The following is a 23,601-nucleotide window of genomic DNA, read 5'->3' on the forward strand; positions in this document are numbered from 1 at the left end:
CCGGCCAATCGATAATCGATTGGCCGGCCTTTTCGTTCAATCCCGATAATTGAACATACATTGTCTTGTCACGCGCGCAGATCGGATACTCATCCCGCGCGTGAAACATAATCACCGCCTCGTTACACGACCTTCAGCGTGCCCATCATGCCGAGATCCTCGTGTTCGAGAATGTGGCAATGAAACATGCGCTCTCCGGGCATGTCTTGCGTGACGAGAATCGTCACGGTTTCGCCGCTGCGCACGTTCACCGTATCGCGCCATGCACGGAACGGTTCGCTCGTGCGCGAACCGCCCGATTCGCGTTCGATCACCTGGAACTGCGTGCCATGCAGGTGGAACGGGTGATCCATGTCGGTGCCGTTGCGGATCGTCCAGCGCTCGACGTCGCCACGGCGGCTCGTCAACGTCGCGCGATGCGGCGCGTAAGTGTCGCCGTTGATCGTGAAGCGCATGCCGGCCGGACGGCCGTGCGCCGCGCCCTTCATCATCGCGTCCATGTCCATCTCTTCGCCGAACTCGACCGTCTTGTGCGCGACCGGCTCGCCCAGCGGCGGCACCGTGCGCAGGGTCGCCGGCAGCGCACGTGCGGCGGCCGGCGCGAATGCGACGTCGGCCAGCGCCAGCGCCGGATCGGGCGGCAGGCTGCCGTGTCCGTCATCGTGCGACATCGACATCTTGCGGCGGTCGTATTCAGCCGCCTGCAGCACGGCGCGCGACGCCCGGTCGCCGGCGCGGACCAGCAGCTCCGCCCGTTCGCCCGGCGCGATCAACAGCGACGTGACGCGGCGCGGCGCGTCGAACAGCCCGCCGTCGGTGCCCGCATGCTCGAACGTACGACCGTCGTCGAACGCGACGCGCAAATAGCGCGCGCTGCACGCGTTCCACACACGCCAGCGCTCGTCGCCCGCGACGTCGATCCGCGGCCGGCGGGCGCCGTTGACCAGCACGAACTGGCCCTCGCGGCCGTTCATCCAGTCCATCATGTCGTTCGGTGCAATCGTGCCGTCGCGCGCAAGCTTCAGGTCCGACACGAACAGGTTGCGCTCGGGCCAGCCCGCCAGCGGATCGTCCGCGGCGCGCACGACGAACGGGCCGGCCAGCCCGCGGAAGACCTGTTCGGCCGTCATCATGTGCGGATGCGGGTGGTACCAGTAGGTGCCGGCACTCCCCTTCGGCAACGTGAAGCGGTACACGCGCGACGCGCCGGGCGCGACGGGATCGGAAGGATTGCCGTCCTGGTCAGGCGGCACCGGCAGGCCGTGCCAGTGGATGGTCGAAGGCTGCGGCAGCTTGTTCACGAACTTGATCTCGACCGTGTCGCCCTCGCGCACGTCGATCAGAGGACCGACGACGGGGCCCTGCGTGCCCGCGCCGAACTGCCAGAACGTGGTCGGCCGTGCACCGTGCAGCATCGGGCGCGCCACGGGCTGCGCCACCAGCGTGGCCCGGAACGTGCCGGGCTCGCGGCCTTCGTTCGCGAGCGTGCGCAGCGCCGCGAGCGGCGCGCCGGCGGCCGCGAGCGCAGCCGGTGCGGACTTGCCGTGCTGCCCGTGACCCGCCATCCCTGACATGCCGGGCATGTCGTCCATCGAGTCCATGCCGGCCATGCCGGCCATGCCGGCGTGGCCGGCATGCTGCGCCCACGCGACGCGCGCGAACAGTGACGCGGCCGCGACACCGATGGCGCGCGACAGGAAGGTTCTCCGTATCATCAATCGTTCCTCGTTATCCATGCTGGGTCGCGCGGCCGCCGCGACGCCCGCGCCGGCCGGCCGAAGCGCCGATGCGCCGATGCGCGACGCAAATCCTGATGCCCGCGTCATCATAACCGCAGGCCAAAATCGAGACGCGCCGCGGCCGGCCGGGCGGCGATACGCCGCAGGGCTCGACAACGCCGCACCCGATTCGGCACGCAGCGTCGATCGGCGATCCACGGCTCTTCGCTCACGGCCGAAGCGCCACTCAACCCTGCCCCGGGCAGTTCCAGGCGGTCGCCTCGCGCCTGCCGTTCGGCTCCACCACGGCGCCGGTCACTTCGCCGATCCGTAAACCCGCCAATATTTCATGATGCGGAACAAGTCTCTGCGTTATAAAAATTCGTGGTGCAGGGCACAAAATCCCCGTTTCGCGATGCCAAAAAACGTTCCGCAATACAAAACGATGGAAATAATTATTTGTTTTTAAAAGAGAATTTTTGTTTAGCGAAGCCGTTCTACATGCACCATCCGAGCGGGCCGCGGACGTAGACTTTGTTCCATGCACTGACGCTTCGCCGCGACGTTCGATACGGAACCCGGCGCAAGCAGCCAGTCGGGCCACAGCCGGCCAAGCCGGCGGGCGGCACACCAGAATCGCTTGTGATCAGAAAGGGAGAACGGAAATGAAGGGATTTCGCTTTGGTTCAGCGCTCGGGTCGTTCTACATCCTGCCGGCAAACGGCGGCTGGGAAGCGACGTTCGGCAACGCCTCGCTCGGCGCGTTCTCGTGCCCGGAAATCGCGGCCGACCGCATCTCCCGCGGCGACTGCGCGCAACCGTCCGAACTGGACACGGCGACGCTCGAAGTGCCGGACGAAATCGCCGAGTGGGAAATCGTTCACGTCTGAATGGCACATCTGCAACGACAAACGCCCCGGGCGACCGGGGCGTTTGTCTTAATGCCGGGCAGCGAACGGCTCAATCCGCCGCACCGGCCCATGCCTGGGCCCGCGCGATCGCGCGGCCTGCGTCAGGCGACCGCGTCGACGATGCCGTTCAGCGTCGCGCTCGGGCGCATGGCCTGGCTCGTCAGGTCGACGTTCGGACGGTAGTAGCCGCCGATAGCTTGCGCGTTGCCCTGCGCGGCCGCCAGCTCTTCCAGGATGCGCGCTTCGCTGTCGGACAGCGCCTTCGCCACGCCTTCGAACTGCGCCTTCAGCGCCGCGTCCTCGGTCTGCTCGGCCAGCGCCTGCGCCCAGTACAGGCACAGGTAGAAGTGGCTGCCGCGGTTGTCGAGGCCGCCGACCTTGCGCGCCGGCGACTTGTTCTCGTCCAGGAACTTGCCGGTCGCCTGGTCGAGCGTCTTCGCGAGCACGACCGCCTTCGGGTTCTGGTATGCGTTGCCGAGATGTTCGAGCGACGCGGCCAGCGCGAGGAATTCGCCGAGCGAATCCCAGCGCAGGAAGCCTTCCTCGACGAACTGCTGCACGTGCTTCGGCGCGGAGCCGCCTGCACCCGTTTCGAACATCCCGCCGCCGGCCATCAGCGGCACGATCGACAGCATCTTCGCGCTGGTGCCGAGTTCCATGATCGGGAACAGGTCGGTCAGGTAGTCGCGCAGCACGTTGCCGGTCACCGAGATCGTGTCCTTGCCCGCACGGATGCGCTCGAGCGAGAAACGCGTGGCTTCGACCGGCGTCATGATGCGGATGTCGAGGCCGTTCGTATCGTGATCCTTCAGGTAACGCTCGACCTTCGCGATGATCTGCGCGTCGTGTGCGCGAGCCGGATCGAGCCAGAACACGGCCGGTGCGCCGGTCGCGCGTGCGCGGTTGACCGCGAGCTTGACCCAGTCCTGCACCGGTGCGTCCTTCGTCTGGCACATGCGCCAGATGTCGCCCGCTTCCACGGCATGCTCGAGCAGCACGTTGCCCGCTTCGTCGGTGACGCGCACGACGCCGTCCGCCGGGATCTGGAACGTCTTGTCGTGCGAACCGTATTCTTCAGCCGCCTGCGCCATCAGGCCGACGTTCGGCACGCTGCCCATCGTGACCGGATCGAACGCGCCATGCTGCTTGCAGTCCTCGATCACGGCCTGGTAGACACCGGCGTAGCAGCGATCCGGAATCACGGCCTTCGCGTCGTACAGCTGGCCGTCCGGGCCCCACATGCCGCCCGAATCGCGGATCATTGCCGGCATCGATGCGTCGACGATCACGTCGCTCGGCACGTGCAGGTTCGTGATGCCCTTGTCCGAGTTGACCATCGCCAGGCGCGGACGCACTGCGTACTCAGCCTTGACGTCGGCTTCGATCGCTTCGCGCGTGTCGGCCGGCAGGTCCTTCAGGCGCGCGTACAGGTCGCCGATGCCGTTGTTCGGGTTGAAGCCGACCTTCGCCAGCACGTCCGCGTGCTTCGCGAGCGCGTCGCGGTAGAACACCGACACGAAGTGACCGAACAGGATCGGGTCCGAGACCTTCATCATGGTCGCCTTCAGGTGCACCGAGAACAGCACGTCCTGCGCCTTCGCGTCGGCGATCTGCGCTTCGATGAAGCTGCGCAGCGCATTGCGGCTCATCACCGATGCGTCGATCACTTCACCGGCCTTCACGGCCGTCTTTTCCTTCAGCACCTTCTTCGCGCCGTCGGTCGTCGTGAGTTCGATCTTCACGCTGCCGGCATCGGCGATCAGCGCCGACTTCTCGCTGCCGTAGAAGTCGCCTTCGCTCATGTGCGCGACGTGGGCCTTCGACGTCGCCTTCCACGCGCCCATCTTGTGCGGATGCTTGCGTGCGTAGTTCTTGACCGACAGCGGCGCGCGGCGGTCGGAGTTGCCTTCGCGCAGCACCGGGTTCACCGCGCTGCCCTTGATCTTGTCGTAGCGGGCCTTGACCGCCTTCTCTTCGTCCGTCGACGGATCTTCCGGGTAGGCCGGCAGCTTGTAGCCCTGCGCCTGCAGTTCGGCGATCGCGGCCTTGAGCTGCGGCACCGATGCGCTGATGTTCGGCAGCTTGATGATGTTCGCTTCCGGCTTCAGCGTGAGCTGGCCCAGTTCGGCCAGATCGTCGGAACCCTTCTGCTCGGGCGGCAGGACGTCCGCGAATGCGGCGATGATGCGGCCGGCGAGCGAGATGTCGCGCGTTTCGACGGCAACGCCGGACGAGCGCGTGAAGGCCTTGACGATCGGCAGCAGCGAATAGGTCGCGAGCGCGGGCGCTTCGTCGGTGAGGGTGTAGATGATCTTGGGCGAAGTGGACATGGTGGTCAAAGCATTGCTACGTGATTGTTGAACAGGGAGCGCCGGCGGGTAACCGGCGGGGAGCGACCGGGTCGGTCGCGAAAGGGGCGCGCCGGCTTAGCCGGGCGGTGGTGTTGCGAGGGCCGTCATGTTCTACCTTGCAGGGGCTCCGGGCCGCATCGCGGCGCCGCGGCCCGCATGCCGGACCGCCCTGCCAACAAACCTGCCATCCACGAAACGCTCCGGCGCCGGCAGTAGGCGCCGGGGCGGCCGGCAACCTGCCGGCCCACCCCGGAAGGGGTCTTACATGTTCTCGATCAGCACTTCACCGAAGCCCGAGCACGACACCTGCGTCGCACCTTCCATCAGGCGCGCGAAGTCGTAGGTGACGCGCTTCTGCAGGATCGACTTCTCCATCGCGGCGATGATCGTGTCGGCTGCTTCCGTCCAGCCGAGGTGGCGCAGCATCATTTCTGCCGACAGGATCTCGGAACCCGGGTTCACGTAATCCTTGCCCGCGTACTTCGGCGCGGTGCCGTGCGTCGCTTCGAACATCGCGACCGAATCCGACAGGTTCGCGCCCGGCGCGATCCCGATGCCGCCGACCTGCGCGGCCAGCGCGTCGGAGATGTAGTCGCCGTTCAGGTTCAGCGTGGCGATCACGTCGTATTCGGCCGGGCGCAGCAGGATCTGCTGCAGGAACGCATCGGCGATCGAATCCTTGATCACGATCTCGTTGCCCGTCTTCGGGTTCTTCACGCGCATCCACGGGCCGCCGTCGATCAGCTCGCCGCCGAATTCCTTCTGCGCGAGCGCGTAGCCGGCGTCACGGAACAGGCCTTCCGTGAACTTCATGATGTTGCCCTTGTGCACCAGCGTGACCGACTTGCGATCGTTGTCGATCGCATACTGGATCGCCTTGCGCACGAGACGCTCGGTGCCTTCGGTCGACACGGGCTTGACGCCGATCCCCGAGGTTTCCGGGAAGCGGATCTTCTTCACGCCCATCTCGTCCTGCAGGAACTTGATCACCTTCTTCGCCTGCTCGGAGCCCGCGGCCCATTCGATGCCTGCGTAGATGTCTTCCGAGTTCTCGCGGAAAATCACCATGTCGATCTTTTGCGGCTCGCGCACCGGCGACGGCACGCCCTTGAAGTACTGCACCGGGCGCAGGCACACGTACAGGTCGAGTTCCTGGCGCAGCGCGACGTTCAGCGAACGGATCCCGCCGCCGACCGGGGTCGTGAGCGGCCCCTTGATCGACACCACGTATTCCTTCAGCACCTGCAGCGTTTCGTCCGGGAGCCACACGTCCGGACCGTACACCTTCGTCGCCTTCTCGCCCGCGAAAATCTCCATCCAGTGGATCTTGCGCTTGCCCTTGTAGGCATGCGCGACCGCCGCGTCGACGACCTTGATCATGACCGGCGTGATATCGAAGCCCGTACCGTCGCCTTCGATATAGGGAATGATCGGCTGATCGGAAACGTTGAGCGAGAAGTCCTTGTTGACGGTGATCTTGTCACCGCCTTCCGGAACCTTGATGTGCTGATACGGCATGATCGACTCCAGTGACGTGGCTGAGCAGGTGATGCTGGTCGAAGCTGCGCGCGCGGCGGGGGCGCGGCATGGCCACCCCGTGACGGCAACAGCGAGCCGCTATTCTAGCGCCCCAACCGGGCACTTCGGCATGAAGCGCGGCACTGCGTATCAAGACCCCACTTATGTCTTATATAAGACAGAGGACTTGCCGTTCCGTATTATGCATTAAGATTCCGCCATTTGCCATAGACCGCCCGCCCCCGCTTCCCGCGGCGCGCCGGGCGGACGCCCCGCCATGAACCTGATCGCCCTCAACAAGCCGTTCGGCACGATTTGCCAGTTTTCCGCGCACGAGACGCGCCCGTCGCTCGGCGACTGGGTCAAAACGCCCGGCGTCTACGCGGCCGGCCGGCTGGACGCGGACAGCGAGGGGCTGCTGCTGCTCACCGACGACGGCGCGCTGCAGGCGCGCATCGCCGAGCCGCGCCACAAGCTCGTCAAGCGCTACTGGGCGCAGGTCGAGGGCGCGCCCGGCACCGCCGACCTGAAGGCGCTCGCGCGCGGCGTCGACCTCGGCGACTACGTGACGCGTCCATGCCGCGCCGAGTTCATCGAACCGCCCGACACCCTGTGGCCGCGCACTCCGCCGATCCGCTACCGCGCCGCGATCCCGACGACGTGGATCGAGCTTGCAATCACCGAGGGCAAGAACCGGCAGGTACGCCGGATGACGGCGGCCGTCGGCTTCCCGACGTTGCGCCTGGTGCGTGTCGGCATCGGCGCCCTGGATATATTCGCGCTCAGCATTGCACCGGGAGAAACAATCGCACTGCCGCCACGCGCACCGTGGGAGGGTTTCGCGCCCGCCGGATGACGAATTCGGGATAGGCGAATTTTTCGTCATCTTTTTCGTCAACCGGCTGCGAAGATCGCGCGTTAAACCACGCAGATGCCAACCTTAGCTATCCGGCATTGGCAGCCGAACCCGTGTTTGCGTCACGAAAGCGACGTTTTTATCGAATACGATTCGGCGCCCGCAGCGCAATGAGAAATTTCTCGAAGCGTCTGTCAACCGAAAGGTGGATGGCACCGTTAGACGACATGACTCCTATTGCCGGGTCATTTGGTTAATTAACTAAAGCTGAGGAACACAACATGAACAAACTGATCGCTGCTCTGGTCGCTGGTCTCTTCGCAACGGCTGCATTCGCACAAGCATCGGCTCCGGAAGCTGCTCCGGCTGCTGCTGAAGCTGCTTCGGCACCGGCAAAGCACGCTGCTAAGAAGCACCACGCAGCTAAGAAGCACCACAAGGCATCGAAGAAGGCTGCAGCGAGCGACGCAGCAGCACCGGCAGCTGCTTCGAACTAAGTAAGCTTGCTGTAATAAATAACGCAGTCAAGAACACGCAGTCTTGCCGTTCTTACGGCGTTGAAAGGCAGATCACCGCAAGGCGATCTGCCTTTTTCTTTTTGTGCCCGACGACGCGCATCGCGTACCATGCGGGTCTCGTTTTCCAGATAGGAGCCTTGCTGTGCAATTCTCCCTGCGCTCGTCGCTCGGCCGCCTTGCGCGCGCCGCCGTGTTTCCCGCCGCGCTCGCCGTCATGGCGTTCGGCATGCAGGCCGCCAGCGCGCAAGTGCCGCCCGGCGCCAAGCAGCCGAGCGAATTCCCGCGCGTGAAGCTGCGCGCCGGCATGTACGTGATCGACGCAGCCGTCGCCGCGAACGACCCCGACCGCGAACAGGGGCTGATGTACCGTTCGCAGCTCGCGCCGAACGAAGGCATGCTGTTCGTGTTCAACGAGAACGCGGTGCATTGCTTCTGGATGAAGAACACGCTGATCCCGCTGTCGATCGCGTTCATCCGCGCGGACGGCACGATCACCGACATCGACGAGATGAAGGCCGAGACGACCGACAACCACTGCCCGCGCAACAACGGCGTCTATGCGCTCGAAATGAGCAAGGGCTGGTTCGCGACGAAGGGCATCAAGCCCGGAATGAAGCTCGAAGGCCTGCCGAAGGCCCAGTAACGGCCATTGCCGCGGCACCGCGCCGCGCACCGACCGAAGCCGGCCGCCCGTTGCGCGCCGGCTTTTTTTTCGCCCGCCGGCGGTGGCACCCGGCTTGATTCCGCCGCCGGCCGCATCTGCAAAAGCCACGCGCAAGCGCTATGCTTTAAGTCTCGCTTGTCCAGCCCGGGCCGCCGCTGTCGGCCCGCTTACATCCGAACCTAAGGAGGTTCACGTGCCCCGCAAAACCCCCATCGAGCGCTATCGAAATATCGGGATCAGCGCTCACATCGATGCCGGCAAAACCACGACGACCGAGCGCATCCTGTTTTACACCGGCGTGAGCCACAAGATCGGTGAAGTGCACGACGGCGCGGCCACGATGGACTGGATGGAGCAGGAGCAGGAACGCGGCATCACGATCACGTCGGCCGCGACCACGGCCTTCTGGAAGGGCATGGCCGGCAACTATCCCGAGCACCGGATCAACATCATCGACACGCCCGGGCACGTCGACTTCACCATTGAAGTCGAGCGCTCGATGCGCGTGCTCGACGGCGCGTGCATGGTCTACGACTCGGTCGGCGGCGTGCAGCCGCAGTCCGAGACCGTCTGGCGCCAGGCCAACAAGTACAAGGTGCCGCGCATCGCGTTCGTCAACAAGATGGACCGCATCGGCGCCGATTTCTTCCGCGTGCAGAAGCAGATCGGCGAGCGCCTGAAAGGCGTCGCCGTGCCGATCCAGATTCCGATCGGCGCGGAAGATCATTTCCAGGGCGTCGTCGATCTCGTGAAGATGAAGGCGATCGTGTGGGACGACGAAAGCCAGGGCGTGAAGTTCTCGTACGAGGACATCCCGGCGAACCTCGTCGAGCTCGCGCACGAATGGCGCGAGAAGATGGTCGAGGCCGCGGCGGAAGCGAGCGAGGAACTGCTCGAGAAGTACCTGCACGACCATGAATCGCTGACCGAGGACGAGATCAAGGCCGCGCTGCGCAAGCGCACGATCGCGAACGAGATCGTGCCGATGCTGTGCGGCAGCGCGTTCAAGAACAAGGGCGTGCAGGCGATGCTCGACGCGGTGATCGACTACCTGCCGTCGCCGGTCGACGTGCCGGCCATCCTCGGCCACGACTTCGCCGATCCGGAAAAGCCGGCGGAACGCCATCCGAGCGATGACGAGCCGTTCTCGTCGCTCGCGTTCAAGATCATGACCGACCCGTTCGTCGGCCAGTTGATCTTCTTCCGCGTGTATTCGGGCGTCGTCGAATCGGGCGACACGGTGCTCAACGCGACCAAGGACAAGAAGGAACGGCTCGGCCGGATCCTGCAGATGCACGCGAACGAGCGCAAGGAAATCAAGGAGGTGCGCGCGGGCGACATCGCGGCGGCCGTCGGGCTGAAGGAAGCGACCACCGGCGACACGCTGTGCGATCCGGCGAAGCCGATCATCCTCGAGAAGATGGAATTCCCGGAGCCGGTGATCTCGCAGGCCGTCGAGCCGAAGACGAAGGCCGACCAGGAAAAGATGGGCCTGGCGCTGAACCGCCTCGCGCAGGAAGATCCGTCGTTCCGCGTGCAGACCGACGAAGAATCCGGCCAGACGATCATTTCGGGGATGGGCGAGCTTCACCTCGAAATCCTGGTCGACCGGATGAAGCGCGAATTCGGCGTCGAGGCAACGGTCGGCAAGCCGCAGGTCGCATATCGCGAGACGGTGCGCACGACGGCGTCCGACGTCGAGGGCAAGTTCGTCAAGCAGTCGGGTGGTCGCGGCCAGTACGGCCACGCGGTGATCACGCTCGAGCCGAACCCCGGCAAGGGCTACGAGTTCCTCGACGAGATCAAGGGCGGCGTGATTCCGCGCGAATTCATCCCGGCCGTCGACAAGGGCATCACCGAGACGCTGAAGAGCGGCGTGCTCGCGGGCTATCCGGTCGTCGACGTGAAGGTGCACCTGACGTTCGGCTCGTACCACGACGTCGACTCGAACGAAAACGCGTTCCGGATGGCCGGCTCGATGGCGTTCAAGGAAGCGATGCGCCGCGCGAAGCCCGTGCTGCTTGAGCCGATGATGGCCGTCGAGGTGGAAACGCCCGAGGACTTCATGGGCAACGTGATGGGCGACCTGTCGAGCCGTCGCGGCATCGTGCAGGGGATGGAAGACATCGCGGGTGGCGGCGGCAAGCTCGTGCGAGCCGAAGTGCCGCTCGCGGAAATGTTCGGCTATTCGACGTCGCTGCGTTCGGCCACGCAGGGCCGCGCGACCTACACGATGGAGTTCAAGCAGTACGCGGAAACGCCGGCCAACGTATCGGAAGGCGTGATCAACGCGAAAGTGAAGTAAGCGCGGCGCGCTCGCGCGCTGCTGCTTGCAGGCAAGGCCCGTCCGGTTCCGGACGGGCCTTTTTTCATTCGCGCGCACCGCACACACGGCCTTTTTTGATCGGCACGTCCCGGTTTTTTTTCGCGTGCCACAATGCATCGCGATTCATCAGATGGAACCATCCCGATGCCGCCCACCCCTGCCCTGCGCCGCCTGCTGATCCTCTATGCCGGCCTGATCGCCGCGAACGCCGCCGTCTGGCTGTGGGCGCTCGCCGTGTTGCGCGATCATCCGCTGCTGCTCGGCACCGCGGCGATCGCATACGGGCTCGGGCTGCGTCATGCGGTCGACGCCGATCACATCGCCGCGATCGACGTTGCAACGCGCAAGCTGATGCAGGAAGGCCAGCGTCCGGTGAGCGTCGGGCTGTTCTTCTCGCTCGGTCATTCGACGATCGTGATCGCTGCGACGCTCGGCATCGCGCTGACCGCGTTCGCGCTGCGCGACCGGTTCGACGCATTCCGCGAGATCGGCGGCACGATCGGCACGGCGGTGTCGGCCACCTTCCTGCTCGTGCTCGCGTGCGTGAACCTGGTGATCCTGCGCGACGTCTGGCGGCGCTATCGCGGCACGCACGGGCATGCGCACGATGCCGCGCATGTGCACCGCCCCGCCGGGCTCGTGTCCCGGCTGCTGCGACCGCTGTTCCGGTTCGTGTCGAAGAGCTGGCACATGTATCCGGTCGGCGTGCTGTTCGGGCTCGGTTTCGATACTGCAACCGAAATCGGCCTGCTCGCGATCGCCGCCGCACAGGCGAGCCAGGGGCTGCCGGTCTATACGGTCATGCTGTTTCCCGCGCTGTTCACCGCCGGCATGACGCTGATCGACTCGACCGACAACGTGCTGATGATTCACGCGTACGGCTGGGCGATGGACGATCCGCAGCGCAAGCTGCTCTACAACGCGAGCATCACGTTCGTGTCGGCGGCCGTCGCACTGGCGATCGGCGGGATCGAGGCAGCCGGCCTGCTGGCCGACAAGCTGTCGCTGACGGGCCCCGTGCGCGACGCGCTCGATGCGCTCGGCGAACGCTTCGGCTCGATCGGCTACGGCATCGTCGCCCTGTTCCTCGTCTGCTGGATCGCGTCGATCCTGTTCCACCGCTGGCAGCGTGCGGCCGATGCGCCTGCACGCTGAACATAGCTCAGACGTTTCATTCCGGAAACAAAACTCCCCCCAAGGCGTTGCAGGCGCCGTCGCGCACTCGCGTGCGCCTTGCGCGACGGGCGCAAGCGGCCGGTGGCACGGATCTCGCAGATAGGGATTCGCACGGCGGGCCCGCATACCGTTCCGCGCTCGCGGCTGGCGTCCAGCGCCCGCCCGGACGCGATCGGCTGCCGACAGGACTACGAATCTTTACCGGCCCCCTGCACCACACCTAGATAGCCGCGCGGCGACGAGGCATCGCGCGCATGGGGAGGCCATGATGCTCAAGAAGAAACAACCGTTCCGTACGCCGGGACGGCGCTATCGCGCAACCTTGTTCGCCGCAGCCGCGTTCGCGTGCTGCTGCTCGTATGCCGTCGCACAGGATGCGACACCGGACGCCGCGGCCGATGCAGTTGCCAGCGCGGACGTCATCATGACGCTGGTCGACGATGCTTCGCCTTGCGCAGCCAATCCGGCGGCGTGCGCGGTGCACGTCTTCGCCGGCGGGCGCGTGGGCGGAAATGGCGCAGGCTCGGGCGGCAATGGCAGCGGCGGCAGCCCCGGTAGCGGAAACGGGAACGGGAACGGCGGCGGTAGCGGCAACAACGGGAACGGTACCGTCGGGCCTGCTGGTGTCGGCGGAACGACAAGCGGAACATCCGGCGGCACGAGTGGTTCAGGTGGCTCGGGCCGCGGAGGCAATGCGTCCGGCAGCGGGGGTTCGGGTGGTGGTTCTTCCGGTGGTGGCACTTCGGGTGGTGGCACTTCGGGTGGTGGCACTTCGGGTGGCGGCACTTCGGGTGGCGGTACTTCGGGTGGCGGTACTTCGGGTGGCGGTACTTCCGGCGGCGGTACTTCCGGTGGTGGCACTTCCGGCGGCGGCACCGCCGGTGGCGGTACTTCGGGTGGCGGTACTTCCGGCGGCGGTACTTCCGGTGGTGGCACTTCCGGCGGCGGCACCGCCGGTGGCGGTACCTCGGGTGGCGGTACTTCCGGTGGCGGCACTTCGGGTGGCGGCACCTCCGGTGGCGGTACTTCGGGCGGCGGTACCTCCGGTGGCGGTACCTCGGGAGGCGGCACTTCCGGTGGTGGAACTTCAGGCGGCGGAGGTCACGGCGGACATGGTGGCCATGGCGGTGGTGGTGGTGACGGTGATGGCGGCGGTCACGGCAACGGCGGCCACGGGGACGGTGATGGTGGCGGTCACGGCAGCGGTGGCCAGGGCAACGGTGACGGCGGCGGTCACGGCAATGGCGGCCATGGGAACGGTGACGGCGGCGGTCACGGCAACGGTGGCGGCCATGGCGACGGCGATGGCGGTGGTCACGGCAACGGTGGTGGCCATGGTGACGGCGGTGGCGGCGGCCACGGCAACGGTGGTGGCCATGGCGACGGCGGTGGCGGTGGTCACGGCAACGGTGGCGGCCATGGCGACGGCGATGGCGGTGGTCACGGCAACGGTGGTGGCCATGGCGACGGCGATGGCGGTGGTCACGGCAACGGTGGTGGCCATGGCGACGGCGACGGCGGTGGCGGCGGCCACGGCAACGGTAGTGGCCATGGTGACGGCGGTGGCGGCGGCCACGGCAACGGTGGTGGCCATGGTGACGGCGGTGGCGGCGGCCACGGCAACGGCGGTGGCCATGGCGACGGCGGTGGCCACGGTAACGGTGGTGGCAACGGCAATGGAAACGGCAGTGGCGGCGCCGGCAATGGCGGGGCCAACGGTGTCGGCAACGGTCGCGGCAATGGCAATGGCGCCGGCGGCAACAGCGGCTCGGGCAACGGCGGCGGTACCGGCAGCAACGGTAACGGCGGTGGCAACGGCAACGGAAACGGCAGTGGCGGCGCCGGCAATGGCGGGGCCAACGGTGTCGGCAACGGTCGCGGCAATGGCAATGGCGCCGGCGGCAGCAGCGGCTCGGGCAACGGCGGCGGTACCGGCAGCAACGGCGGCCACGGCAATGGCGGTGGCAACGGCAATGGAAACGGCAGTGGCGGCGCCGGCAATGGCGGGGCCAACGGTGTCGGCAACGGCCATGGCACCGGGAACGGCAACGGCGGCGGTCACGGCAACGGCGGATCGTCAGGAGGCCACCACTGACCTGCTGCGTTGATCCGCGGGTATCGTCAGAGCATCTCGAGCGCGCGCTTGCTGCGTGGCGGACGGAAGTAAGCGTCAAGCTGCGCGCGCTCGTCATCGCTGAGCACGAAATCGAGCGCGGCCCGGTTGTCGCGCACGTGTTCGAGCCGCGATGCCTTCGGGATCGCGAACACCCCCGGCTGCGCGAGCACCCACGCGAGCGCGACGCGCATCACCGACACGCCGCGCTGCCGCGCGATCTCGTCGAGCGGCGAGTGCTTCGGCAGCCGCCCGTGATCGACCGGACTGTAGGCCATCGCCGGCATCCGGTGCTCGGCAAGCCACGGCAGCAGGTCGAACTCGGGGCCGCGCCGCGCGATGTTGTAAAGGATCTGGTTGGTCGCGCACGCACCGCCACCGGCTTCATCGACGAGCTCGGCCATGTCGGCCGTATCGAAATTGCTGACGCCCCAGTGACGGATCTTGCCCGCGCGCCGCAGCGCCTCGAAGCCTTCGACCGTCTCCTCGAGCGGCACCGAGCCGCGCCAGTGGAGCAGGTACAGGTCGAGGCGATCGGTACGCAGGCGCTCGAGGCTCGCATCGCACGCGGCGACGACGCCGCGCCGGCTCGCATGGTGCGGATAGACCTTGCTGACGAGGAACACGTCGTCGCGCAAGCCCGCGAGTGCTTCGCCCACCAGCTCCTCGGTCGCGCCGTCACCGTACATCTCCGCCGTATCGACCAGCGTCATCCCGAGCGCGACGCCTTCGCGCAGCGCCGCGATCTCGTCTGCGCGCCGGCCCGGCCGTTCGCCCATTTCCCACGTGCCCAGGCCAAGCTTCGGAATCGTCTCGCCGTCCGGCAGGACGACCGTGGCGATCGTGTCTGTCATGCGTTCCTCGTTGCGGATTCGTGGCCGCGCACCGCGGCCCAGCCATGGAATACGACGCATCAGTGTAGTCAATCGGCGCGCCATTCACCTATTGCACGACAAAAACCGGCTATAACGGCGCCACGTGATGACTTAGAATGGCCGCAATCAGATCGATACCCACTCCATGAAGGCATCCACGGACGACCGCTGGCAGGACCTGCGCCCCGACCCCGACAACGACACGCCGCTCTACCTGCAGCTCGCCCGCAAGCTCGGCGATGCGATCCACGACAACCGCTGGACGGCCGGCGAGGCATTGCCCTCCGAGCGCGTGCTGTCCGATGCGCTCGGCGTCTCGCGCATCACCGCGCGCAAGGCGATCGCGCTGCTCGTCGAGCAAGGCCTGATTCGCCGCACGCAGGGCGCCGGCAATTTCATCCAGCCGCGCTACGAAGATCCGCTGTCGCGGCTGTCGAGCTTCAGCGAAATGCTCGAACGGCGCGGCTTCAAGCCGAGCTCGCAATGGCTCGCGCGCGAGATCCAGCCGGCGAACCGCGACGAAGTGATCCAGCTCGGGCTGTCGCCGGCCGCATCGGTCACGCGCCTGAAGCGCCTGCGACTCGCCGACGGCATCGTGATGGCCGTCGAGAATTCGACGTTCCCCGCGACGCTGATCCCCGATCCGCAGGCGATCGGCGGCTCGCTGTACAGCTATCTCGAAGCGCGCGGCACGCCGATCGTGCGCGCGCTGCAGCATTTCCGCGCGGTCAACGCGACCGACGAGATCGCCGAGCAGATGGGCATCGCGCCGCACGACGCGCTGCTGCTGATCACGCGGATCGGCTATACGTCGGACCAGCGCGCGATCGAACTGACCGACACCTACTGCCGCAACGACTACTACGACTTCGTCGTCGAGCTGCGCAAGTAACGCCCGCCGCGCCGCCGGCGCTCACAGCCAGCGCGCCTCGTCGGTACCGAGCGGCACGGGCGGGCGCGCAAGCGACGGCGGGGTCGCCGACAACCGCTCGGCCGGCCGCACCGCGTCGAGCGTGCCGAACGGCGACGCGATGCGCTCGATCCGGTCGCGCACGTCGGTATGCGCGAGATCGGGTGCCTGCAGGCCGGCCGGCACGATGCCGAACGACTGCAGCCAGCGTCCCGTCTGCGCGAGCGACAGCCGCACGTGCCAGCTTCCCCCTTCGCGCGCCCGGCGCGCGAGCGCGATCATCGCGCCGAACGCCGCGAGATAACCCGTTGCGTGATCGAGCGCCTGGCACGGCAGGTGGCGCGGCGCGTCCGCATGCGCGGCCTGCTGCTCCTGCCACGCGATCCCGCTCGCCGACTGCACGAGGCTGTCGAAGCCGCGCCGCTGCGCCCACGGCCCCGCATGCCCGTACGCAGATATCGACACGTACACGATGCCTGGGCGCCGCATCGCCAGTGCGTGCGGCGCGAAGCCGCGCGCCGCGAGCGCGCCCGGCCGGTACGACTGCAGGAACACATCCGCGTCGTGTGCGAGCGCGTGCAGCGTATCGATGCCCGCCGCATCGCGCAAGTCGATCCACGTCGAACGCTTGCCGCGCCCGTTGTCGATCACGAGCGGCGCGATGTTCGGCAGGTGCGGACCGTTGACGAGCAGCGTCTGCGCGCCGTGCGACGCCAGCGTGCGGCCCGCGACCGGCCCCGCGATGATGCGCGTGAGATCGAGCACACGCACACCCGTGAGCGGCTGGGCGGCTTCGCCTCGACCGATCGGCTCGACCGGTGCATCGCCGATCCGCTCGATCTCGAACAGCGGCAGCGACGCGATCGCGCGCGCCTGCTCGAGTGACGCCCACTCGTCAGGTGTTCTGATCAATGCGGCACACAGCCCGGCGTCGGCCAGCGCGGTATCGAGTGTCGCACCGTCCCACGTGCGGATCGCCGCGGCGACATCGTCCCGCTGCGCGCCGCAGCCAAGCACGTCGAGAATGCCGCTCAGGTGATGCGGGAAGTTCGCGTGCAACTGGATCCAGCGTCTGTCGCCCGTCTCGAAGAAGCCCGTCACCGGATGACGCAACTCCGGCGGCGGACCATCGTCCACGCGCAGGTAGCGTTCGCTGCGGAATGCGACGAGCGCGTCGCGCACCGACACGTCGACGGATTGCGCAACACCCGTGCGAAGCCGGTGGCATTCGGCCGCCGCGAGCCCGGCTGCCGCGATCGTCGCCGCGGCCAGCGTGCCGACCCGGAAGGTCGACGGCAGCGTCGGGTCCTGCCCTGTTACGGTCGCACGGGCCAGCGCGCCGGGGTCGCCGTGTGCGAGCCGCCACAGATGCGCCAAAGCAAGTTCGGGGGTCATGGCGGAATGGGCGGTGAGAAAGACAACATCGAGTCTAGGATCGGCGGCAACCGCGAGCAATCCTGATTGCATGAATCCGCACATCACGCACGGTCGTATCCCCTGCGTTCCGGCAGAAACGGCCGACCTCACCCCTTCCAGTGCGCAAGAAACCTGCCGGTATCCTCGATACCGGTGTGAACCCCTGCACGTGTGAACCGCGACCTGCTGCGCTCACTACCGGATCGCGCAACAGGGTACCGCTAGCCTCACGCGAATCGAGCGCGGCTGCCCGCACGCTGCCGTGCCGACGCGAAACGCTCCCGCGCGAGCGTCGAACGTTCGCTCGACCGGGACGTACCGGAGCCGGACTCGCAGATCACGCAGATCACGCAGATCGCCGCATGACCACACGGCCGGCTGGATCACGCATGCGTTCGAACAATGCACAGACGGAGCGCTGATCCCGCCCCGGGCGCGCTACGTCGGCAACGACGCGGGCGCGTGACGCCGGCCGTCGCGCCACGCGACGAGCGGCCTCCACCACGCCTGCGCGGCGCGCCTCGCCGGCACCTCGAGCGGACCGAACGCAAACGTCGCACCCAGCGACCCCGCGCTGACCCATACGCGCATGCCGCGCGTCAGCATCAACGAATCCCCGGCACCAAGCCAGTGATCGTCGGGCAAGCCCTCGATCGTCACCCAGATCTCGCCGTCGGCCACCTCCAGCGAGGTGCGATCGACGATCCGCCAGCGACCGGCCGGCTCGTCGCCATCGATCACATAAAGTCGCAGTTCGCGCATGGCAGCCTCCTGGTCGCACGGATCCGATGGCATCAGTATTTCGGACAGTGGCAGCACGCGGACAGATACGGATGCAGACACTTTTGGCTGAACTGTACTGGTCGATCGACGGAGACGGGGCACCCGCCGGCCGGGACTGCGCGCCGTCCTTGCGCCGAACCGGCACGACGCGACGGCTTTCCCTACAATGTCGGCTGTCCCGCGCCCCCCTTCCGCCCCCATGTTCCAGCGCCCGCCTGCCGCCGCTCCCGGCGAAAAGAACCTCACCGTGATGCTCTGGCTCGTCGCAACGGGCTTCTTCATGCAGACGCTCGATGCGACCATCGTGAACACGGCGCTGCCGTCGATGGCCGCGAGCCTCGGCGAATCGCCGCTGCGGATGCAGTCGGTCGTGATCGCGTACTCGCTGACGATGGCGGTAATGATCCCGGTCTCGGGCTGGCTCGCCGATACCTTCGGCACGCGGCGTGTGTTCTTCAGCGCGATCCTGGTGTTCTCGCTCGGCTCGCTGCTGTGCGCGAATGCGCATTCGCTCACGCAACTTGTCGCGTTCCGCGTCGTGCAGGGGGTCGGCGGCGCGATGCTGCTGCCGGTCGGACGGCTCGCGGTGCTGCGTACCTTTCCGGCCGAGCGCTACCTGGCCGCGCTGTCGTTCGTCGCGATTCCCGGCCTGATCGGTCCGCTGATCGGGCCGACGCTCGGCGGCTGGCTCGTGAAGATCGCGTCGTGGCACTGGATCTTCCTGATCAACGTGCCGGTCGGCGTCGCGGGCTGCATCGCGACCTTCTATTCGATGCCCGATTCGCGCAACCCGGCCGTCGGCCGCTTCGACCTGAAGGGCTATCTGCTGCTGACGATCGGCATGGTCGCGATCTCGCTGTCGCTCGACGGGCTCGCCGATCTCGGGATGCAGCACGCGGCCGTGCTCGTGCTGCTGATCCTGAGCCTCGCGTGCTTCGTCGCGTACGGGCTGTATGCGGTGCGCGCGCCGCAACCGATCTTCTCGCTCGAGCTGTTCCGGATCCATACGTTCAGCGTCGGGCTGCTCGGCAACCTGTTCGCGCGGATCGGCAGCGGCGCGATGCCGTACCTGATCCCGCTGCTGCTGCAGGTGAGCCTCGGCTACTCGGCGTTCGAGGCCGGGCTGATGATGCTGCCGGTGGCCGCCGCCGGGATGTTCTCGAAGCGGATCATCACGGGCCTGATCACGCGGCACGGCTATCGCAAGGTGCTGCTCGCGAACACGATCATGGTCGGCGTGATGATGGCGAGCTTCGCGCTGATGCGCGACACGGTGCCCGTCTGGGTGAAGGTCGTGCATCTCGCGCTGTTCGGCGGCTTCAACTCGATGCAGTTCACCGCGATGAACACGCTGACGCTGAAGGATCTCGGCACGGGCGGCGCGAGCAGCGGCAACAGCCTGTTCTCGCTCGTGCAGATGCTGTCGATGAGCCTCGGCGTCACGGTCGCGGGCGCGCTGCTCGCGACGTTCACGGGCATGCTGCGCACCGTGACGCCGAGCAACACGCTGCCGGCGTTCCATGCGACGTTCGTCTGCGTCGGGATCATCACGGCGGCTTCCGCGTGGATCTTCGCGCAGCTCGCGCCCGAGATCCGCAGCACCGCGCGCAAGACCGACCCGTCCGAGCGCGCGTGATGCGTGGCGCGCGCCGAACCGGGTCGGCGCGCACCATCACGGTGCAGCGCGGCCCCGCGATGCACATCCGAAACACCGGCAATGCCCCGCGGGGCTCGGCCGCGACGCGCCGCCGCACGGGGTACGATGCCGTGCACGCTTCTTGCTCGCCTATTCTCTAGGTAAACTGGCAGTCTTCCTTCGGCCGACATCATGAGCATGATCGAAATCGATCCCCCCGGCTTTCAGCCGCCCCGCCCCATCGCCGGCGACGACGGGAACCGGCGCACCGTGCTGTACGGCGGCTACACCGTGTTCAGCGTGTTCCAGCCCGTTTTCTCGGTGTCGCACCGCCGCGCGATCGGCTATCACGCGTCGCTGCGTGCGCACGACGAGGAAAGCCGCCAGGTGGCGTCGCACGAGGTGTTCACGCAGGCGGCGCGGCGCGGCGACCTGCTCGAGCTCGGCCGGCTCGCCGAATCGCTGCATCTCGGCAACTTCCACGCATTCGACAGCCATGACGAATGGCTCTTCCTGAGCCTGCATCCGGCCGCGCTGATGGACACCGTCTACAGCGACGCGCTGCTCGCGAACCTGAAGGCGCTCGGGCTGCCGCCGCATCGCGTCGTGCTCGAGGTGCCCGAACAGGCGGGCGGTGAGACGCCGCGCTATGCGGCGATCGTCGACGGGCTGCGCAAGGCCGGCTTCCTGATCGCGCTCGTCGGGTTCGGCGCGAAGCATTCGAACATCGACCGCGTGTGGCACCTGCATCCCGACATCGTCACGCTCGACCGCGGCATCCTCGCGCAGGCGAGCGAGCACTCACATCTCGAACGCGTGCTGCCGGGGCTCGTGTCGCTGCTGCACGAATCCGGGCAGCTTGTGCTGATGGGCGGGCTCGCGACCGAGCGCGACGCGCTGATCGCACTGGAGTGCGACGTCGATTTCGTGCAGGGCCAGTACTTCGCGGGGCCGAGCGTCGAACCGGTGCAGCCGCAGGCCGCCGCGGGCTGCATGGATACGCTGTCGGCCGCGTTGCGGCTGCGCGTCGCGAAACGCGAGCGCACGCAGGCGGAACGGCTCGCGCCGTACGTCGCGGCGCTCGAGGAAGCGAGCCAGAAGCTCGTCGCGGGAGAATCGCTGACCGACGCGGCCGCAGCCGTACTCGGGCTGCCCGAGACCGCACGCTGCTTCCTGCTCGACGCATCGGGGCGCCAGATCGGCGACAACGTGCTCGCGCGCGGCAGCGTCTCGCAGCGCGCGAAGCGCTTCCGGCCGCTGCTGCATTCGGAAGGGGCGAGCTGGGAACGCCGTCCGTACTTCATCGATGCGATGCGCGCGCCGGGCCGTGTGCACCTGACGGCACCCTACCTGTCGATCAACGAGGCGCACCTGTGCGTGACGGCGTCGATCGCCGCGCCGGTCGCGACCGGCATGCAGGTGCTCTGCGTCGACATCAACTGGGAAGCGGCACTCAACCGCGAATGAACGCGCCGCCGCGCCGCCCCACTTATGCGGCGGCGGCAGCCTTGCGTACGATCAGCCGGTGCACGCGCTTGCCGGACGAGGCGCTGACGACCTCGTGCTCGTCGATCACTTGCGTGCCGGCGCCCAGCGCCGAGCGCATCCGCGCCGAATCGAGCGGCGTGTAGAGGCGGCCGCGCTCGTCACGCAACGCGCCATTTCCAGCCACCCGCCAGCTCATGTACAACGTGCCGCCCGGCATCAGCAGCTCGGCCAGTCGCGCGGCGGCAGCGGCCGCCTCCGCCTGTTCGAGATGCATGACGACCGTTTCGCACAGCACGTTGCGAAACGCGCCGGACGGCACGCCGGCCAGCGCCGGCAGCGCGGCCAGCTCGAAGGTGAGATCCGGATGGCGGCGCCGCGCCTCGTCGAGCAGCGCGGCGCTCGCGTCGTAGCCGCGCACGTCGAAGCCGCGCGACGCAAGCCAGGCCGTATCGCGCCCGGCCCCGCAGCCGACGTCCGCGGTCGGCCCCGGCGAAAAATGCTGCTCCAGCAACGCGTACATGTCGTCGGGCGCAGCCTGGTCGAGCCAGTCCTGCGCGTATTGCGCGGCGTGGGCGTCGTAGGCATCGAGAGTCGGGCGATCCACCATGGTGACGGCTCCGCATAGGCGTCGCATGACGCACTCCGCATCTTAGCCGTTGCACACTCCGTGCGGCATCGCGCACGCCCATGCGGCGAGCCGTGCAGCCCCTACGCAGCCCGCACCTCGCCCGCGCGCGGCGCCTGCGCGGTCAGCTCGGCCCACAGCGCATCGCCGCGCCAGGCCGGGCGTGCCGCCGCGCGTTCCGCGTCGTGCACGAGCGCGCACAGTCGCGCATTGACGGGCGCCTGCCCGCCGAAGTGCGCGGCCAGCCGCACGACCTCGCCGTTGATCCACTCGACTTCCGTCGCCCGCCCCGCAGCAAGATCGTCGGACATCGACGAACGCGCGAGCGGGTCGATCGCGAGCATCCGGCCGCCCAGCGCGCGAAACGCCGGATCGGGCAAGTCGAGCACGGCCGGGAGCCACCCGGCCGGCAACGGCGTCAGCCGCGCGGGCCGGATCGCGGCCCGCGCCAGCCAGTGCAGCGCTTCGCGCTGCGCAAGCGCGACGCAGCGCCGGTACGCACGTTGCGCGAGTTCGTCGCGCAGCGGCAGGTTCGCGAGCGCGTTGACCGCGTTGTTCAGGTTGAGCAGCAGCTTCGCCCATTGCACGGCCCGCATGTCGCGATGCAGCGCGAGCGGCAGCCCGGCACGCGCGAATGCGCCGGCGAACGGCGTCAGCGCGGGGGAGGTTTCGGCCGCCAGCGCGCCGGCCGATCCCTGATGAAACGCACCGGGCGCGCGCTCGATCACGTTGAACGGCACCAGGCCGGCCAGTACGGTGGCTTGCGGTAGCGCTTCGCGCAGCACGTCGGCGTTGTGCAGGCCATTCTGGAAACTGACCACGACCGTGCCGGGCCGCAGCACGCCGGCAAGCTGCGCCGCGGCCTCACGCGTCGCGGCCGATTTCACCGCCACGAGCACGAGCCGCGCGGTGGCCGCAGCCGCAGGATCGGACTCGAACACGACGTCGGCCGGCGCGAGCGTCGCACGGTAGCCACGCTGGTCGGTCAGCGTCAACCCGTGCCGATGGATCGCGTCACCGATCCGCGCGCGGCCGACGAGCGTCACATTCGCGCCGGCCGCCGCAAGCCGTCCACCGAGATAGCAGCCGACCGCGCCCGCGCCGAACATGCAGACCGCGGCGTCAGACATGCGAATGCGCGCCGCCGTGCACGGGGCCGGCCCGACGCTCGACTTCGCGGCGCACGTCGCCGCGCAGCCCCGCGAAGAACGCGACCTCGGCGACGACGAACAGCGGCCCGACCATCAGGCCGACCAGATCGTCGACGAACGCGGGTTTGCGCCCCTCGAACCAGTGCCCGACGAACTGCACGATCCAGCCGACGACGAACGCGCCGATGCCGATCGCGAGCCATTGCGCGGTCGGCAGCAACGCGAGCGCCTGCGCGGCCCACAGGCCGAGCGCGAACAGCGCGGTCATCACGATCCCGAACCGCAGGTCGAGACGCAGGTAGAACAGCGCGAACGCGACGGCCAGCAGCAGCGCCGGCGACAGCGCAATGCCGGCCAGCACCCCGAGCACCGGCCGCGACAGCAGCACCTCGACCGCGAACACGATCATCGGAATGCCGACCAGATGCGTCGCGATGTTGCGCGCGTCGCGGTGGTACGCCGCATACTGGGCAAGATGGTCTTCGAGTGTCTTCATCGCGTCTCCTGGTCCATGGTTGAGCGCTATGATGCGCGTCACGCCCGAGAACCTCTGTCAGCTACCCGAC

19 protein-coding genes are annotated in these 23,601 nt (G+C 67.5%); 10 read left to right on the top strand and 9 right to left on the bottom strand.

What is annotated here, in order from left to right; translation table 11 throughout:
* Nucleotides 1-122: 122 nt before the first annotated feature.
* On the bottom strand, nt 123-1,715 hold the full coding sequence (locus tag QZM35_RS19435; RefSeq protein ID WP_301776643.1) for a multicopper oxidase family protein: 1,593 nt from the start codon (nt 1,713-1,715) through the stop codon (nt 123-125).
* Between the two features lie 668 nt (nt 1,716-2,383).
* Between QZM35_RS19435 and QZM35_RS19440 the strand changes: the two genes are divergently transcribed.
* Nucleotides 2,384-2,608, top strand: a complete 225-nt coding sequence (locus QZM35_RS19440) for a hypothetical protein (RefSeq protein ID WP_089426154.1) — start codon at nt 2,384-2,386, stop codon at nt 2,606-2,608.
* Between the two features lie 122 nt (nt 2,609-2,730).
* On the opposite strand, the gene QZM35_RS19445 is transcribed toward QZM35_RS19440, so the two are convergent.
* Both QZM35_RS19445 and icd read right to left on the bottom strand, forming a co-directional pair.
* Nucleotides 2,731-4,959, bottom strand: coding sequence for an NADP-dependent isocitrate dehydrogenase (locus QZM35_RS19445; protein ID WP_089431605.1), 2,229 nt, complete (start codon nt 4,957-4,959; stop codon nt 2,731-2,733).
* 282 nt (nt 4,960-5,241) lie between these two features.
* Nucleotides 5,242-6,498 carry an NADP-dependent isocitrate dehydrogenase gene (gene icd, locus QZM35_RS19450; RefSeq protein ID WP_006478026.1) on the bottom strand — a complete coding sequence of 419 codons (1,257 nt, stop codon included), beginning with the start codon at nt 6,496-6,498 and terminating at the stop codon, nt 5,242-5,244.
* 277 nt (nt 6,499-6,775) lie between these two features.
* Here icd and QZM35_RS19455 point away from each other — a divergent pair, with 277 nt between their 5' ends.
* From QZM35_RS19455 to QZM35_RS38185, 6 genes are all read left to right on the top strand, one after another.
* Complete coding sequence (locus QZM35_RS19455) at nt 6,776-7,354, top strand: pseudouridine synthase (RefSeq protein ID WP_301776644.1); 579 nt, start codon at nt 6,776-6,778, stop codon at nt 7,352-7,354.
* Between the two features lie 281 nt (nt 7,355-7,635).
* The gene (locus QZM35_RS19460; protein ID WP_011352970.1) at nt 7,636-7,851 is read left to right on the top strand and encodes a hypothetical protein; all 216 of its coding nucleotides are present in this window, start codon (nt 7,636-7,638) and stop codon (nt 7,849-7,851) included.
* A 163-nt stretch (nt 7,852-8,014) separates the two neighbouring features.
* A complete protein-coding gene (locus QZM35_RS19465; RefSeq protein ID WP_089426157.1) occupies nt 8,015-8,515 on the top strand; it encodes a DUF192 domain-containing protein in 501 nt (166 codons plus the stop codon).
* A gap of 214 nt (nt 8,516-8,729) precedes the next feature.
* A complete protein-coding gene (fusA, locus tag QZM35_RS19470; RefSeq protein WP_089426158.1) occupies nt 8,730-10,841 on the top strand; it encodes an elongation factor G in 2,112 nt (703 codons plus the stop codon).
* Nucleotides 10,842-11,006: 165 nt separating this feature from the next.
* The gene (locus QZM35_RS19475; RefSeq protein WP_174941971.1) at nt 11,007-12,017 is read left to right on the top strand and encodes a HoxN/HupN/NixA family nickel/cobalt transporter; all 1,011 of its coding nucleotides are present in this window, start codon (nt 11,007-11,009) and stop codon (nt 12,015-12,017) included.
* Between the two features lie 289 nt (nt 12,018-12,306).
* Nucleotides 12,307-14,133 (top strand): hypothetical protein, encoded by a 1,827-nt coding sequence (locus tag QZM35_RS38185; RefSeq protein ID WP_367620793.1) that lies wholly within the window; start codon nt 12,307-12,309, stop codon nt 14,131-14,133.
* 26 nt (nt 14,134-14,159) lie between these two features.
* Here QZM35_RS38185 and QZM35_RS19485 read toward each other — a convergent pair whose 3' ends face one another.
* On the bottom strand, nt 14,160-15,005 hold the full coding sequence (locus QZM35_RS19485) for an aldo/keto reductase (protein WP_089426160.1): 846 nt from the start codon (nt 15,003-15,005) through the stop codon (nt 14,160-14,162).
* Between the two features lie 166 nt (nt 15,006-15,171).
* On the opposite strand from QZM35_RS19485, the gene QZM35_RS19490 reads away from it, so the two are divergent.
* Nucleotides 15,172-15,918, top strand: a complete 747-nt coding sequence (locus QZM35_RS19490; RefSeq protein ID WP_011352976.1) for a GntR family transcriptional regulator — start codon at nt 15,172-15,174, stop codon at nt 15,916-15,918.
* Between the two features lie 21 nt (nt 15,919-15,939).
* Here the strand turns inward: QZM35_RS19490 and QZM35_RS19495 are convergent, their stop codons facing one another.
* Complete coding sequence (locus QZM35_RS19495) at nt 15,940-17,331, bottom strand: CoA transferase (RefSeq protein WP_301776646.1); 1,392 nt, start codon at nt 17,329-17,331, stop codon at nt 15,940-15,942.
* A 459-nt stretch (nt 17,332-17,790) separates the two neighbouring features.
* Nucleotides 17,791-18,114, bottom strand: coding sequence for a DUF2917 domain-containing protein (locus QZM35_RS19500; protein WP_089426163.1), 324 nt, complete (start codon nt 18,112-18,114; stop codon nt 17,791-17,793).
* A 220-nt stretch (nt 18,115-18,334) separates the two neighbouring features.
* On the opposite strand from QZM35_RS19500, the gene mdtD reads away from it, so the two are divergent.
* Both mdtD and QZM35_RS19510 read left to right on the top strand, forming a co-directional pair.
* Nucleotides 18,335-19,771, top strand: a complete 1,437-nt coding sequence (gene mdtD, locus QZM35_RS19505) for a multidrug transporter subunit MdtD (RefSeq protein ID WP_301776647.1) — start codon at nt 18,335-18,337, stop codon at nt 19,769-19,771.
* Between the two features lie 192 nt (nt 19,772-19,963).
* Nucleotides 19,964-21,238 (top strand): EAL domain-containing protein, encoded by a 1,275-nt coding sequence (locus tag QZM35_RS19510; protein WP_089426165.1) that lies wholly within the window; start codon nt 19,964-19,966, stop codon nt 21,236-21,238.
* A 22-nt stretch (nt 21,239-21,260) separates the two neighbouring features.
* Here QZM35_RS19510 and QZM35_RS19515 read toward each other — a convergent pair whose 3' ends face one another.
* The 3 genes from QZM35_RS19515 to QZM35_RS19525 all read right to left on the bottom strand — a co-directional run bounded on the left by QZM35_RS19515 (nt 21,261) and on the right by QZM35_RS19525 (nt 23,531).
* The gene (locus QZM35_RS19515; RefSeq protein WP_089426166.1) at nt 21,261-21,866 is read right to left on the bottom strand and encodes a methyltransferase domain-containing protein; all 606 of its coding nucleotides are present in this window, start codon (nt 21,864-21,866) and stop codon (nt 21,261-21,263) included.
* 101 nt (nt 21,867-21,967) lie between these two features.
* Nucleotides 21,968-23,014, bottom strand: a complete 1,047-nt coding sequence (locus QZM35_RS19520; protein ID WP_089426167.1) for a 2-dehydropantoate 2-reductase — start codon at nt 23,012-23,014, stop codon at nt 21,968-21,970.
* Nucleotides 23,007-23,531: a DUF962 domain-containing protein gene (locus tag QZM35_RS19525; protein WP_089426168.1), complete on the bottom strand. Its 525-nt coding sequence runs from the start codon at nt 23,529-23,531 to the stop codon at nt 23,007-23,009. Before QZM35_RS19525 ends, QZM35_RS19520 begins: the two co-directional genes overlap by 8 nt.
* Between the last annotated feature and the right edge of the window lie 70 nt (nt 23,532-23,601).

Source organism: Burkholderia sp. AU45274 (genome assembly GCF_030482505.1).
Classification (GTDB): Bacteria; Pseudomonadota; Gammaproteobacteria; order Burkholderiales; family Burkholderiaceae; genus Burkholderia.